The organism is Streptomyces sp. NPDC033180 (assembly GCF_055577645.1).
The window spans coordinates 1-12,936 of sequence record NZ_JBVIPU010000010.1 but is presented as its reverse complement, the minus strand read 5'-3'; the positions used below and the strand labels follow the sequence as shown (position 1 = coordinate 12,936).

Sequence of the window (12,936 nt, the reverse complement as noted above, 5' to 3'; positions counted from 1 at the left end):
GCCGCGCCGAGAATGACCGGCACGCCCCTTCATCGGAACGGAGCCCCTGTTGCTGTCCGCCCTCCTCGGCCTGCTCGCGGTCGTCGTCCTGACCGCGGGCACCGGCTACTTCGTAGCGCAGGAGTTCGCGTACGTGGCCGCGGACCGCCTCGCCCTGGCCCGCGAGGCCGCAGCGGGCGACAGGCGGGCGGCCCGCGCCGTCCAGGTTCTCGGGCGGCTCTCGTTCATGCTGTCGGGCGCCCAGCTGGGTATCACCGCCACCGGTCTGGTCGTCGGCTTCCTCGCCGAGCCGTCCGTGTCCGGGCTCCTGAAGCCCGCCCTGGACGGCACCGGCCTCTCGGAAGGCGTCGTCTCCGCCCTCTCCGTGGTCATCGGCTTCGTCGTCGCCACCGTGCTCCAAATGGTCCTCGGCGAGCTCGCTCCCAAGAACCTCGCGCTCGCCGTGCCCGACCGGCTCGCGAAGTCCCTCGCCGCCTCCACGCTGACGTATCTGAAGGTCGTCGGCCCCGTCGTCCGCGTCTTCGACGGCGCGGCGAACCGGCTGTTGCGCCGGATCGGTATCGAGCCCGTCGAGGAGCTGCACCACGGAGCCACGCTCGAAGAGCTCAGCCACCTCATCGGCGAGTCCCACGAGCACGGCTCGCTGCCGCGCGAGAGCGCCCAACTCCTCGACCACGCCCTGGAGTTCTCCGACCGCACCCTGGACGAGGTGATGGTGCCACGGGCGGACGTCACCTTCGTGCGCAAGGACGCCACGGCGGACGAGGCCGTGCGGCTCATCGCCGAGCACGGGCACTCGAACTACCCGGTCATGGGCGATCACCCGGACGACGTCGCGGGCGTCCTCGGCGTGCGTGAACTGATGTTGCTGCCCGCGGGCCTGTTCGACCGCGCCACGGCGGGCGAACAGGCCCGCCGCCCTCTGCTGCTGCCCGACACCCTGCCGCTGCCGGGCGCGGTGGCGCAGATGCGCGAGCGGGACGACGAGTTCGCGGTCGTCCTGGACGAGCACGGGGGAGTGGCGGGCATCGTGACGTACGAGGACATCGCCGAGGAGCTCGTCGGGGACATCGCCGACGAGTCCGACACGGTCGTCGAACTCGCGGTCGCGGACGGCGCCGGCTGGTTCGTCGACGCGGGCCGCCGTCTCGACGAGGTGGCCGAGGCGACCGGCATCGACCTGCCCGAGGAGCACGACTACGACACCGTGGCCGGTCTGATCGTCGACCGGCTCGGCCGCTTCCCGGCCATCGGTGACCGCCTGACCGTGGAGCTGCCCGACGGCAGCCGCGTCGTCGTCGCCGTACTCGCCCTCGACCGCCACGTCCCCGAGCGCGTACGGATCGAGCGCCTGCCGCAGGCTTACGCACCGACCGCCGATGAGGCCTCCGCATGAGCTTCCCCCTGGCCCTCCTCGTCACCGTCCTGCTGCTGATCGCCAGCGGCTTCTTCGTCGCCGCGGAGTTCGCGCTCGTCGCCGCCAAACGGCACCGCGTGGAGCGCGCGGTCGCCGCCGGGCAGCGCGGCGCCAGGTCCGCGCTCGCGGGCATGCGCGAGCTGTCCCTCATGCTCGCCGGGGCCCAACTGGGTATCACCGTCTGCACCTTGGGCCTCGGCTCGGTCTCCAAGCCCGCGATCTCCCACGAACTCGACCCGCTCCTGGCGAAACTGGGCCTGCCCGCCGGGCTCAGTTACGGCATCGCCTTCGCGCTCGCCATGGTCGTCGTGGTGTTCCTGCACATGGTCGTCGGCGAGATGGCCCCCAAGTCCTGGGCCATCGCCCACCCGGAGCGCTCGGCGATGCTGCTCACCCCGCCCTTCCGGGCCGTCGTCAAGGTCGTACGCCCCTTGCTCACCCTCCTGAACAAGGTCAGCAACGCGCTCGTCCGGCTGTGCAGGGTCACCCCGCGTGACGAGCTCACCTCGGTGCACAACCGCGAGCAACTCGCCCACCTGGTCGAGGAGTCGTGGCGGCTCGGCCTGATCAGCGATGCCGACTCCGGTCTCATCACCACCTCGCTCACCGTGCCGCTGACCGCGGTGGGCGACCTCCGGACAGCGGCCGCGCAGATCACATCCGTGCCCGCTGCCGCGAGCATCGACGAGGTCCTGGAGGTGGCCGCGGCGAGCGACCGCACCCGGCTCCTCGTCAGGGACGGCGCCACTGTCCTCGGCTCGGTGCACGCCCGCGACGCCCTGGTGGCCCGCGCCCGCAGCCGTGCCCTGACCGCCCGCGAACTGGCACGCCCCGTCCCGGAGCTCGCCGCCGACGACACCATCGCCCACGCCGTCGAGGAACTGCGCCGCCGCCGCGCCTCGCTCGCCGTGCTCTGCGACGAGTCGGGCAGGCTCACGGGCCTGGTCAGCCTGGACGACCTGCTCGCCCGCCTGATGGAACCGCGACGCCCGGTCTGACGCCTGCCCGATGCGCCCCTCCCCGACTACGACCGATGTGCCCCTCCTGGCATGAAAAGCCACCCGGTACGGGGATATACGGGGGTCGATACCTGTGGCTAGTGTGCTCGCAATGTCTTTCCGAAGACGGCCTCCTCCCTGCCCGCGGGCCGTCACCTACCGATGCGCCCCGGCGACGGTGGCGGCGGGCTGCCAGGTCATCACGCTCCTCGACGGAGACGGCCGGAACATCGGCCACCTCGCCTTCCAGGTGTGCCATCCATGCGGTGCCGCCCACGTCAACACCATCGCGATCGCGGGCCCCTGGCAGGGCATGGGCCTGGGCCGCGAGGCGCTCCACCGCGCCACGGACCCCTGGCCGGCCTACGCGTGGACCACCTCCCGGCAGTCCGCCGACGGCAAGAAGTTCTTCGCCGCGATGGCGGAGGAGACAGGTCTCGACTTCGCGCCGGGAGCCGTGGAGTGCCCTCACATCGCCGCTCCACCTCGGGGGTTCGGTCCCGGCGGTGCGCTGCTCTGAGACGGCAGCCGACATCCCCGTGCTCGGGCCGTCAGGCATGGTCCGGCACTGACGGGGGCACTCGGAGATCGGGCGCGTACGGCGTGCCCGCGTTTCTGGGGAGGACATGATGACGCCGTCTCGACTGCACCCGCGCGGCTGGACCAAGAAGGCCGCGGTCCGCCGCTCGGCGGAGAAGGAATCGCTGACAGCGGCGGGCCGTGCGGGCTTCGTCGCACGAGGTGTCGTCTACACCCTCATCGGCGCGCTGGCTCTCCAGATCGCCCTCGGCGGCGGCGGTGAACAGGCCGACAGGCAGGGCGCGTTGGCCCAGGTCGCCGAGCAGCCCTTCGGCGAGGTGATGCTGTGGGCGCTGGTCGTCGGGTTCGGCTGCATGGCGCTGTGGCGGGGCGCCCGCGCGGTGGGGAGGCACGGGCCGCGACGGAAGACCGCGTCGCGGGCCCTCGATGGCGGCAGGGCTGTCTTCTACGCCGTCGTCTGCTGGGCGACCGCCGTGTACGCCGCCGGCGGAAGCCAGGGTTCGAGCGGCGACGCCAAGTCGCAGGACTGGACGAAGTCCGCGCTGGAACTTCCCCAGGGCCGCCTCCTGGTGGGCGCCGCGGGCTGCGTGCTGATCGGCGTCGGGGTCGTCCTTGCCGTACGGGCGATGATGCGCCGCTTCCTGCGGCAGCTGGACCTCGGCTCCCTCAAGGGCCGCTCACGCCAGGTCGTCACGGCCCTGGGCGTGAGTGGCGGCGTCGCACGCGGGGCCGTGTTCACCGCGGCGGGCATCTTCATCGTGACGGCGGCCGTGCAGTTCGACCCCGACGAGGCCAAGGGTGTGGACGCGACGCTCCGCAGCTTCTCGCACACCCCCGCAGGGCCATGGCTCCTGGCCGCCGTCGCGGCCGGGCTCATCCTCTTCGGCGTCTTCTCCTTCGCCTCGGCGCGCTGGCGCAGGCTGTGAGAACACGGCGTCTGAGGCTGTGAGAACACGGCGTGCGGCTCCCGGACGGGCGCCGTGTCGTCGGCTAGAGGGGCGCCGTCTCGTCGGCCTCGAACGCACCACCGTGACCCGGCACGATCACATCGGCGGCGGCGAGTACCCGCAGCCGTGACGTCCGCAGCGTCGTGTGGTCCGGGGCCACCGGATCGTCCACCGGTCCGTTCGGCCGCCACCACAGGTCGCCCACGAACGCGATCGTCCCCTCGGCCGTGCCCGCGAGCAGGGTGATGTCCTCGCGGCTGTGCCCCGGCGTGCGGATCAGCCGCAGGGACGGGGCGAGTTCATGGCCCTCGGCGTCCCGGTCGGTCCACTGGTCGTTCTCGTAGATCGCCTTGTGGTCGTGGACCCGGGCCCGGCCGAACAGGCCGGCGTTCATGGTGTTGTCGGGGTGGTGGTGGCTGAGCACGACATCGGTGATGTCGTCCGGACCGAGGCCCAACTCCGCGAGTGGGCCAAGGATCCGGTCCCGGCTCGCCACCATGCCCGGGTCGACGATCACATGCCGGTCCGCGTCGTGGACGTAGGAGACGGTGGCGGCGACTCCGGGGCCCGTGGAGCCCGTGTAGCCGGTGGTCAGGATCGTGTAGACGGCGCTGCGGCCGAGCGGGGCGTCCGTTGTCGCGGCTGTCTGTGCGGCTGCCTGTGTGTTCGTCATGCCGATGAGTCTTCCGGGCGGCGGACCTCGCGACGAGTGGCCCTTCTGCCACTGATCGCAGGAAACGTGCCACCTACGTGCCACACTTCCGTATGCCGCCTTTCGTGACCATCGCCGCCTACGCCCCGACGGGCGTCGGCATCCTCGGCGCCGGCATCGTCTCCGAGGTGTTCGACGAACGGGGCCCGGGCCTGCCCCGCTTCGACTTCGTCCTGTGCACCGACCGGCCGGGTCAGGTCCGCACCGATGCCGGGGTGCCGATCACCGTGGAGCACGGCCTGGAGCGGCTCGCCACCGCCGACCTCGTGATCGCCCTGCCCTGGGCCGACTTCCGCACGCCGCCCGCCCCCGCCGTGCTCGACGCGCTCACCGCGGCTCACGAGCGGGGCGGGCTTGTCGCGGGTCACTGTGTCGGCGCGTTCGCGCTGGCCGCCGCGGGGCTGCTCGACGGGCGGCGTGCCACGACTCACTGGCGCTTCGCGGAGCTCCTTGCCGGGCGGTATCCGGAGGTCACCGTCGAGGCTGAGGCGCTGTACATCGACGAAGGGCAGGTCGTCACGGGCGCGGGAGCCGCCGCGGGCTTCGACCTCAGCCTGCATCTGCTCAGACGCGAGTACGGTGCGGCGACGGCCAACACCATCGCCCGGGACCTGGTCCTGCCCTCCCACCGCGACGGCGGCCAGGCCCAGTACCTCGCCGCCCCCGTCCCGGAGGACTGCCGGGACGACCGTCTCGCCGAGGTGCTCGCCTGGGCCCGCGCGCACCTGCACGAGCCGCTGCCCGTCACGGAGCTGGCCCGCCGCGCCCTGATGAGCAGGCGTTCCTTCGCCCGCCGCTTCACCGCGGCGACCGGTACCACTCCGCACGCCTGGCTGGTCAACCTGCGGCTGAGCAGCGCCGAGGAACTCCTGGAGACCACGGACCTGCCGGTGGAGGAGATCGCCCACCGGGTCGGATACGGCAGCGCGGCCGTCCTGCGCGAGCAGTTCGTACGCCGCCGTGGCGTACCGCCGCGCTCCTACCGCCGTGCGTTCACGCGGACGCCGTAGCTTCCGGGCGTATTAGGCCAGGAGGCTACGAGGCGCAGCTTCGGGGCGTTCTAGCTGAACGAGGGCATCTCGCCCTCGGTGGTCGTCAGGTCGATGATGCTGAAGGTGGCGCCCTGCTGGTCGGCGACCGTGGCGAAGCGCCCGAACGGGCTGTCCATCGGGCCGAAGAGCAGCTGGCCGCCCAGCTTGGTGACGGTGACGATCGCGGCGTCACAGTTGTCCACGGCGAAGTGCACGTTGACGAACGGCGGCGCCTCGGGCGGGAAGTCCTCGGTCATCCTGAGCCGGCCGAGCACCGTGTCTCCGTCGACCTGGAAGACGCTGAAGTCGACGTCGTCGACGTCCATCCTCTTCACCTCGAAGGGGAAGACGGAGGGGAGGAACGCGTCCGTCGCCGCCGGGTCCCGCGTGGTGAGCTCCGCCCAGCAGTAGGCGCCCGCCTCACCGATCTTCTCGAAGCCCTGGTGGGTGTTCGGCTGCCAGACGCTGAAGTACGCGCCGCTGGGCTCCTTGACCGTCGCCATGGTGCCGAACTCGCCGACCTCCGTCGGCTCCATGGCGAGGGTTCCGCCGTTGTCACGGATCTTCGCGACCGTCGCGGCGATGTCGGGCGACGCGAAGTAGAGGTTCCAGGCGGCGGGCCCGTCCGTCCCCTGCAACTGCGGCATGACCGCGGCCACGGCCTTGCCGTCCGAGCGTGCCTGCGTGTAGCCGCCGAACTCTTCCGAGCCGGCGTCGAACGTCCAGCCGAGCACTTCGCCGTAGAAGCTCTTCGCGGCCTCCACGTCGGGGAATATCGCGTCCGCCCAGCAGGGCGTGCCTTCCGGGTACGCAGCCATCGCGAGGGCCTCCAGTTCCGGCAGTTTCCTGTGGATTTCACGCTATTCGAACGAAGGCGCCCGCGCCCGTCGAATCCCGTGTCCGAGGCTCCCGGGAGCCATGGTCAGCGCGCGCCGAAGTTCTGCGTCCACCAGGGGCCGCCGCTGCCCTGCCGGTAACCGATGCCGATCTCCTTGAAAGAGCAGTTGAGGATGTTGGCGCGGTGGCCGGAGCTGTTCATCCAGGAGTCCATCACGGCAGACGGGGTGCGCTGGCCCGCCGCGATGTTCTCGCCGTAGGTGCTCCACTTGTAGCCCGCTGCCGTGACCCGGTCGCCGGGGTCCTCGCCGTCGGGATTCGTGTGGTCGAAGAAGTCGCGCTCGGCCATGTCGTCGGAGTGGCCCTGCGCCGCGTCGCCCAGCTTGCTGTTGAGGGTCAGCGGGCCGCAGCCGCTCTTGGCGCGCTCGGCGTTGGCGAGCCGGGTGACCTGTTGGCTGTACGAGTTGCCCGCCGGGGCCTCTGGCGCCTCTGGTGCCTGGGGAGCGCTGCTGGTGCGGGTGGGCTTCGGGGTCGCCTTCGGTTTCGGCGCCCTGGTCTTCGACGGCGTGGGCTTGGGGGACGGCTTGCGCGTCTTGCTGGGAGAGGCGGAGGGGGATTTGCTCGGCTCGGCGGCCGAGGTGGAGGGAGCTGCCGGGGAGGGCGGCTGCGAGGCGGTGAGCGACTGTGCTTCCGTCTGCTCGTCGTCCGAGGGGCGCGTGGCCGAGTAGATGACGCCGGTCGCGACGACGAGCACGGCCACCCCCGCGGCCACGGTCCGGCCCTTGCGCGGCGTCCGGCGGCGCTTGGCGGCGTGTCTCGCCGGGGCGCTCCGGGAGCCGGATATCTCGTACGCGTGGGCCGCTGTGGGGTGCGCGTCGGGCGATATGTGCGGTGAGCCGGTCGCCAGGTGGTGCGGGTCGGTCGCCAGGTGGTGCGCGTCGGCGGCGCTCACCGCGCGTATCGCGCCGGGTGCGGCCAGCGCGGCGGACGGCGGCACCAGGGCGAGGCCCACCAGCAGGCGCTCGGCGAGCACCAGGCCCGCGCCGTGGCCCGAGCACACCGCGCAGTCACGGACATGCCGGGCCAGGCGCTTGCGCCAGAGGGCGGAAGGCGTGCCGTCCCAAGGGGCCACCACCTCGCTCAGGTACGGGCACCGGGGCGCAGCGGCCAGCGCGCGGACCACGATCCTGGCCGTCTCCAGCTGCGTCTTCATCCGCTGTACGCGGACCGTGGCGTGCTGCGTCGGCAGCTCCAGGGCGGCGGCGACCTCCGGCCGGGTGAGTTCGCCGGAGACCTCCAGCCACCACAGCGACAAGAGTGCGCGGTCGTCGGTGTCCAGCCATCGCGTGGCCTCGGCCACCTCCCGGCGCTGGCCGACCAGACCGAGCCGGATGATGGTCAGGTCGACGAAGTCGGCACCGGGGTCCGCGACATCGTGTGCCTCGTGGAGCGGGCTCGGGCTCTTCTGCCCGGACGCACGCTGCTGCCAGTGCCTGCGGATCTCGTTCATGGCGATGGCCACGAGCCAGGACCGGAAGCTCGCCGGGTCGCGGAGCGAGCCCAGTCCTGCCAGCGCCCGCAGCATGGTTTCCTGCACGACGTCGTCCACGTCGGCATGGCCGTCGAGCGCCCGCCCGACGATGTTGTAGACCAGCGGCAGGTACCCGGCCACCAGCTCGTCCTGCGCCTGCTGGTCCCCGGTCTGCGCCGCCGTCACCAGAGGATCGTGTTCACCGATCATGGAATGCCTCACTCGCTTTCTTCGTCGGCACGTTCTGGCCTTACACCTGGGAGATCGCGTGAGCGTTCGGAGATAACAGAAAACCGCGAACGGAATTTCGGTTCGAGTCGGTGAGCATACGCACCCGGCCGCCGCCGGAACGCATGGCTTCCTTACCGGCATATCGGACATCAACCGGTTCTGCACGGCCGGTGGGGCTGAATGCCGACCAGCGGTTCACGCCCCCGGCAAGCACTCCCTGACCGCCGCGATGAGCCGCGCGGACCGTGCGTCGCCATGGCCGATCATCCGGTTCGCGGTGTAGGCGAAGCCCACGCCGAACTCGTCGTCACCGAAGGCGAATTGACCGCCCGATCCGTCGTTGCCGAAGCTCCGCGCGCCCAGCATCGGCCGGAACCGCGGGGCGTCGAGCAGAAAGCCCGAACCCCAGCGGGCGCCGAGGTCGGGGAAGCCGGACCAGGACGGCCCCGCGGTGAGTTCGCGCACAGCGTCCGTCACGGTGTCCCGGGTGAGCAGCCGTGCCGAGCCGTCGACCCCCGTCGCCGCGGCCGCGTACAGCGTCGCCAGTGACCGCGCCGACGACACCGCGCCCGCCCCGGGAATCTCGGCGCGCAGCAGCGCCGGGTCGTTCCAGCCGTGCGGCACGTCGAGGCCGGGGAAGGCGAAGGCGCCGTTCATCGTCACGATCCGCATGACCAGGGACTCGGGGTCGAGATTCCCCGGCCTGCCCTCCGCCTCGACGAGCCGGGCCAGGTGGGCGACCTCCTCATCGGGCAGGCCGATCCAGGTCCGCAGCCCGAGGCGGTCGCCGATGGCCTGGCGAAAGTACGCGCCCGGGGTGAGGCCGGTGACGCGGCGGATCAGCTCGCCGAGGACGAAGCCGAAGGTGTGCCCGTGGTACTCGTGGGCGGCACCCGGCTCCCAGAGCGGCTCCTGCTCCTCGATCGCGCCGACCACCGGCGCCCACCGGGCGATCTCGTCGAAGCTCAGGGTGCGGTCCAGGGCGGGGAGCCCGGCGCGGTGCGCGAGGATCATGCGCGGCGTGATCGCCTCTTTGCCGCCGCGTGCGAACTCCGGCCAGTGCAGGGCCACCGGAGCGTCGAGATTCACACGGCCCTCCTGGGCGAGCAGGTGAACGCAGACGCTGACGACGCCCTTGGCGCAGGAGAACACCGGAACGACCGTGTGCTCGTCCCACGGGCGACCGGTCCGCTCGTCCGCGACCCCGCCCCACAGATCGACGACCTGGCGTCCGTCGACGAACACAGCGACGGACGCGCCGAGTTCACCGGACTCGTCGAAGTTCCGCGAGAAGGCGTCCGCGACCGCCCCGAACCGCTCGTCGGCCCATCCGCTGTAACCCATTGCGCTTCTCCTCAAGTCCGTCGCGCGACGGGTCCGTCGCTCGGCCGGGAAACGCTATGCGGCAGGACCGGAGGGTTCCAACGCATTTACGCGGAGGGGGAGACCGGACCGGCCCTCAGCGGGTGAGGAGGTCCCGCAGCGCGTCGGCGATCTCGGTGGGCGCTTCCTCGGCCATGAAGTGGCCGCAGGTGACGGGGGTGTGCCGCAGGTCCGGCGCCCAGGCACCCCACAGGGCCGCCGCGTCGAAGCCGAGCGCGGCGCCCCAGTCCTGCTGGAGCACGGCAACCGGCATCCGCAGCGTGCTGCCGGTGTCCCGGTCGGCCCGGTCGTGGTCGACGTCGATACCGGCGGAGGCGCGGCAGTCGGCCACGATCGAGGGCACCGCGGCGCGGCCGGCGTCAAGATAGGCGGCGCGTACGTCTGCGGGGATCGCCCGCGGGTCGTTCGTCCAGATGTCGAGGAAGTGGCCGAAGAACGCGTCCGGCGCGGCGGCGATCAACCGCTCGGGAAGACCCGGGGGTTGGGCCATCAGATACAGGTGGAAGCCGACGGCTGCGGTGACGCCGTGCATCACGTCCCACATGTCGAGCGTGGGCAGCACGTCGAGGCAGGCCAGGTGCGTGATCGTGCCGGGGTGGTCGAGCCCGGCACGGAAGGCGACCAGGGCGCCGCGGTCGTGCCCGGCCAGCGCGAAACGGTCGTGGCCAAGGGCGCGGGCCACGGCGACGACATCGGCGGCCATGGTGCGCTTGGAATACGTGGTGCCGTCGATCTCCGCGGGTTTGTCGCTCTCCCCGTAGCCGCGCAGGTCGGGGCAGATCACCGTGTGGTCAGCGGCGAGGTCGGCCGCGACATGTCGCCACATCAGATGGGTCTGTGGGAAGCCGTGAAGCAGCACGAGCGGCGGGCCCGAGCCGCCGACGGCCACGTTCAGCGAGACGCCTTCCGAGGCGGGCACACGCCGGTAGCTGAAGTTCTCGATGGCAGGGGTCATGGTCGCGTCCTTCGCGGTGGCGGAACGGGTACTCGGTGGAACAGGTGCTTCCGAGCCTGCCGGGAGCCGATGAGCATCCGATGAGCGCGCTACCGTGACCAGGGTCGATGCCCGCGGACGGGGCGGAATGGGTGGTCAAGCGTGCAGGTCGGGTTCGGGGTGCTCGGGCCGGTGTCGGCCTGGGACGGCGCCGGGGGCGGCGTCGCGCTGAAGGGGCCGCGACACCGCGCGGTCCTCGCCCGGCTGATCGTCGCCCGCCGCCGCGTCGTCCCGGTCGCCCGCCTGGTCGACGACCTGTGGGTGGATCCGCCCCAGGACGCGGTAGGGGCCGTACGTACCTTCGTGGCCGCGCTGCGCCGCGCCCTTGAGCCGGAGCGCCCGCCCCGCACACCCGCCCGGCTGCTGGTGACCGAGGGCCCGGGGTACGCCCTGCGCGCGGAGCCCGGTGCGGTGGACGCCTGGCGCTTCGAACAGGCGGTGACCGACGCCGCCACCCTGCCGCCGCAGGAAGCCCTCGACCGCCTGGAGGAGGCCTTCGGGTGGTGGCGGGGCCCCGCCTACGCCGAGTTCGCCGATGAGGCCTGGGCCCGCATCGAGCGCTCCCGCCTGGGCGAGCTGCGCCTGCACGCCGTCGAGCGCCGGGCCGAGGTACGCCTCGACCTGGGACGTGCCGCCGACGCGGTGCCGGAGCTCGACGCGCACGTCTCCGAGCACCCCTGGCGCGAGGACGCCTGGCGGCTCCTCGCCCTCGCGCTCTACCGCTGCGGCCGCCAGGGCGACGCGCTCGCGGTCCTGCGCCGGGCCCGCGCGCTCCTGGGGGAGCAGCTGGGGGTGGACCCCGGCCCGGGTCTTCGCCGCCTGGAGGCGGACATCCTCGGCCAGGCCCGCCACCTCGATCCCGGCCCGTTCGTGGCCGGGGGAGCGGCGGAACGGGTGTGGGCCCGGGCCGCCACCGCCTACGACCGGACCGTGGCGTCGGGCGCCCGCGCCAGGCTGGACTCGACGGTGGGCTTGCTGCGCAACCTGGCGGTGACCGGAGGCGGCGGCCTCGGAGCGGCGCGTGAGCACCGCGTGGCGGCCATCGAGGCGGCGGAGGAACTGGGCGACGCGGAACTCACCGCCCGAGTGATCGGCGCGTACGACGTCCCGGCGATCTGGACCCGCGTCGACGACCCACGGCAGGCCGCGCAGGTCGTTGCGGCGGCCGAACGCACTCTGGCCGCGCTCCGTCCTGACGCCCACCCGGCGGCGCGGGCCCGCCTCCTGGCGACGATCGCTCTGGAGTCACGCGGCACCGGATCGGCGCGCGGACGCCAGGCCGCCCACCAGGCAGAGGAGATCGCCCGCAGCCTCGACGATCCCGGTCTCCTCGCTTTCGCCCTCAACGGGCGCTTCATGCAGTCATTCCACCGCACGGGTCTTGCCGCGCACCGGGACGCGATCGGCGCCGAACTCGTCGCCCTGTCCACCCGGAACGGCCTTGTCACCCACGAGGTCCTCGGCCACCTCATCCGTCTCCAGGCCCGCAGCGCGCTCGCGGACTTCCCGGGCGCCGACGGCCACGCGGCCTCCGCGGAACTCCTGGCGGTACGTCATGAGCTGCCGCTGGTAGGGGTGTTCACCCAGTGGTACGCGGCGCTGCGGCTCGCGGCGACAGGCCGGACCCAGGCAGCCGAAGCCGCCTACCGGGAGGCCGCGGCGCGACTGGACGGCGCGGGTATGCCGGGCCTGACGGACGGACTGCTGCCGCTGGCCTTGCTGTGCCTGCGCCACGGACAGCCACTCCCTCCGGACGGACGAAGCGACCGAGGCCTGCATGAGAACGACGAGAGCGGCGAGAGCGACGAGGCCGACGAGAACGACGAGAACACGGACTGGGGGCCCTACGAACCCTGGGCCCGCCCTTTGGTGCTGCTGTCCCAAGGCCGCCGCGGCGAGGCGGCGAAGGCGCTGCGCCTTCTCCCGGACCCACCCCGTGACCTGCTGCTCGAAGCCCTGTGGTGTCTGGCGGGCCGGGCGGCGATCGCCGTCGACGACCAAGAGACGATGGAACGCGCCCACGCCGAACTGACTCCGGCGGCCGACGAGTTGGCAGGAGCGGGCAGTGGCCTGCTCACCCTGGGCCCGGTGTCACGGCACCTCGACGACCTCGCATCCGCCCTGCGCCGACTCCGGTGAAGGCCCGCAGCCCGGCAGCGCGGATACCGCGTGGCCGGGCTGCGAACTGAACAGGCTCAGCCCTTGCGGGTGTTGATCTCCTCGGTCAGGGCGGGGACGACGTCGAAGAGGTCGCCGACCACGCCGTAGTCGACCAGGTCGAAGATCGGGGCCTCGGCGTCCTTGTTGATCGCCAC

At 72.2% G+C, this 12,936-nt stretch carries 11 protein-coding genes and 1 pseudogene; 6 read left to right on the top strand and 6 right to left on the bottom strand.

What is annotated here, in order from left to right; all coding sequences use genetic code 11:
• Positions 1–52 precede the first annotated feature (52 nt).
• The 4 genes from ACZ5WE_RS24985 to ACZ5WE_RS24970 all read left to right on the top strand — a co-directional run bounded on the left by ACZ5WE_RS24985 (position 53) and on the right by ACZ5WE_RS24970 (position 3,881).
• A complete protein-coding gene (locus ACZ5WE_RS24985) occupies positions 53–1,396 on the top strand; it encodes a hemolysin family protein (RefSeq protein WP_467692829.1) in 1,344 nt (447 codons plus the stop codon).
• The gene (locus tag ACZ5WE_RS24980; RefSeq protein WP_467692784.1) at positions 1,393–2,415 is read left to right on the top strand and encodes a CNNM domain-containing protein; all 1,023 of its coding nucleotides are present in this window, start codon (positions 1,393–1,395) and stop codon (positions 2,413–2,415) included. The genes ACZ5WE_RS24985 and ACZ5WE_RS24980 overlap by 4 nt, the downstream gene beginning before the upstream one ends.
• Positions 2,416–2,527: 112 nt before the next feature.
• Positions 2,528–2,935 (top strand): GNAT family N-acetyltransferase, encoded by a 408-nt coding sequence (locus tag ACZ5WE_RS24975; protein ID WP_467692786.1) that lies wholly within the window; start codon positions 2,528–2,530, stop codon positions 2,933–2,935.
• Between the two features lie 109 nt (positions 2,936–3,044).
• Positions 3,045–3,881: a DUF1206 domain-containing protein gene (locus ACZ5WE_RS24970; protein ID WP_467692831.1), complete on the top strand. Its 837-nt coding sequence runs from the start codon at positions 3,045–3,047 to the stop codon at positions 3,879–3,881.
• A gap of 64 nt (positions 3,882–3,945) precedes the next feature.
• Here the strand turns inward: ACZ5WE_RS24970 and ACZ5WE_RS24965 are convergent, their stop codons facing one another.
• Positions 3,946–4,575, bottom strand: coding sequence for an MBL fold metallo-hydrolase (locus ACZ5WE_RS24965; protein WP_467692788.1), 630 nt, complete (start codon positions 4,573–4,575; stop codon positions 3,946–3,948).
• Positions 4,576–4,667: 92 nt separating this feature from the next.
• Between ACZ5WE_RS24965 and ACZ5WE_RS24960 the strand changes: the two genes are divergently transcribed.
• On the top strand, positions 4,668–5,624 hold the full coding sequence (locus ACZ5WE_RS24960; protein ID WP_467692790.1) for a GlxA family transcriptional regulator: 957 nt from the start codon (positions 4,668–4,670) through the stop codon (positions 5,622–5,624).
• 50 nt (positions 5,625–5,674) lie between these two features.
• Here the strand turns inward: ACZ5WE_RS24960 and ACZ5WE_RS24955 are convergent, their stop codons facing one another.
• The 4 genes from ACZ5WE_RS24955 to ACZ5WE_RS24940 all read right to left on the bottom strand — a co-directional run bounded on the left by ACZ5WE_RS24955 (position 5,675) and on the right by ACZ5WE_RS24940 (position 10,582).
• A complete protein-coding gene (locus ACZ5WE_RS24955; RefSeq protein ID WP_467692791.1) occupies positions 5,675–6,463 on the bottom strand; it encodes a VOC family protein in 789 nt (262 codons plus the stop codon).
• Positions 6,464–6,567: 104 nt separating this feature from the next.
• The gene (locus ACZ5WE_RS24950; RefSeq protein ID WP_467692793.1) at positions 6,568–8,223 is read right to left on the bottom strand and encodes a sigma-70 family RNA polymerase sigma factor; all 1,656 of its coding nucleotides are present in this window, start codon (positions 8,221–8,223) and stop codon (positions 6,568–6,570) included.
• Between the two features lie 216 nt (positions 8,224–8,439).
• Positions 8,440–9,588: a serine hydrolase domain-containing protein gene (locus ACZ5WE_RS24945; RefSeq protein ID WP_467692795.1), complete on the bottom strand. Its 1,149-nt coding sequence runs from the start codon at positions 9,586–9,588 to the stop codon at positions 8,440–8,442.
• A gap of 115 nt (positions 9,589–9,703) precedes the next feature.
• Complete coding sequence (locus tag ACZ5WE_RS24940; protein ID WP_467692797.1) at positions 9,704–10,582, bottom strand: alpha/beta fold hydrolase; 879 nt, start codon at positions 10,580–10,582, stop codon at positions 9,704–9,706.
• Between the two features lie 141 nt (positions 10,583–10,723).
• On the opposite strand from ACZ5WE_RS24940, the gene ACZ5WE_RS24935 reads away from it, so the two are divergent.
• Positions 10,724–12,760 (top strand): AfsR/SARP family transcriptional regulator, encoded by a 2,037-nt coding sequence (locus ACZ5WE_RS24935; protein WP_467692799.1) that lies wholly within the window; start codon positions 10,724–10,726, stop codon positions 12,758–12,760.
• A gap of 56 nt (positions 12,761–12,816) precedes the next feature.
• On the opposite strand, the pseudogene ACZ5WE_RS24930 reads toward ACZ5WE_RS24935, so the two are convergent.
• Positions 12,817–12,936 (bottom strand): annotated as a pseudogene (locus ACZ5WE_RS24930) (electron transfer flavoprotein subunit alpha/FixB family protein); the annotation flags it as partial.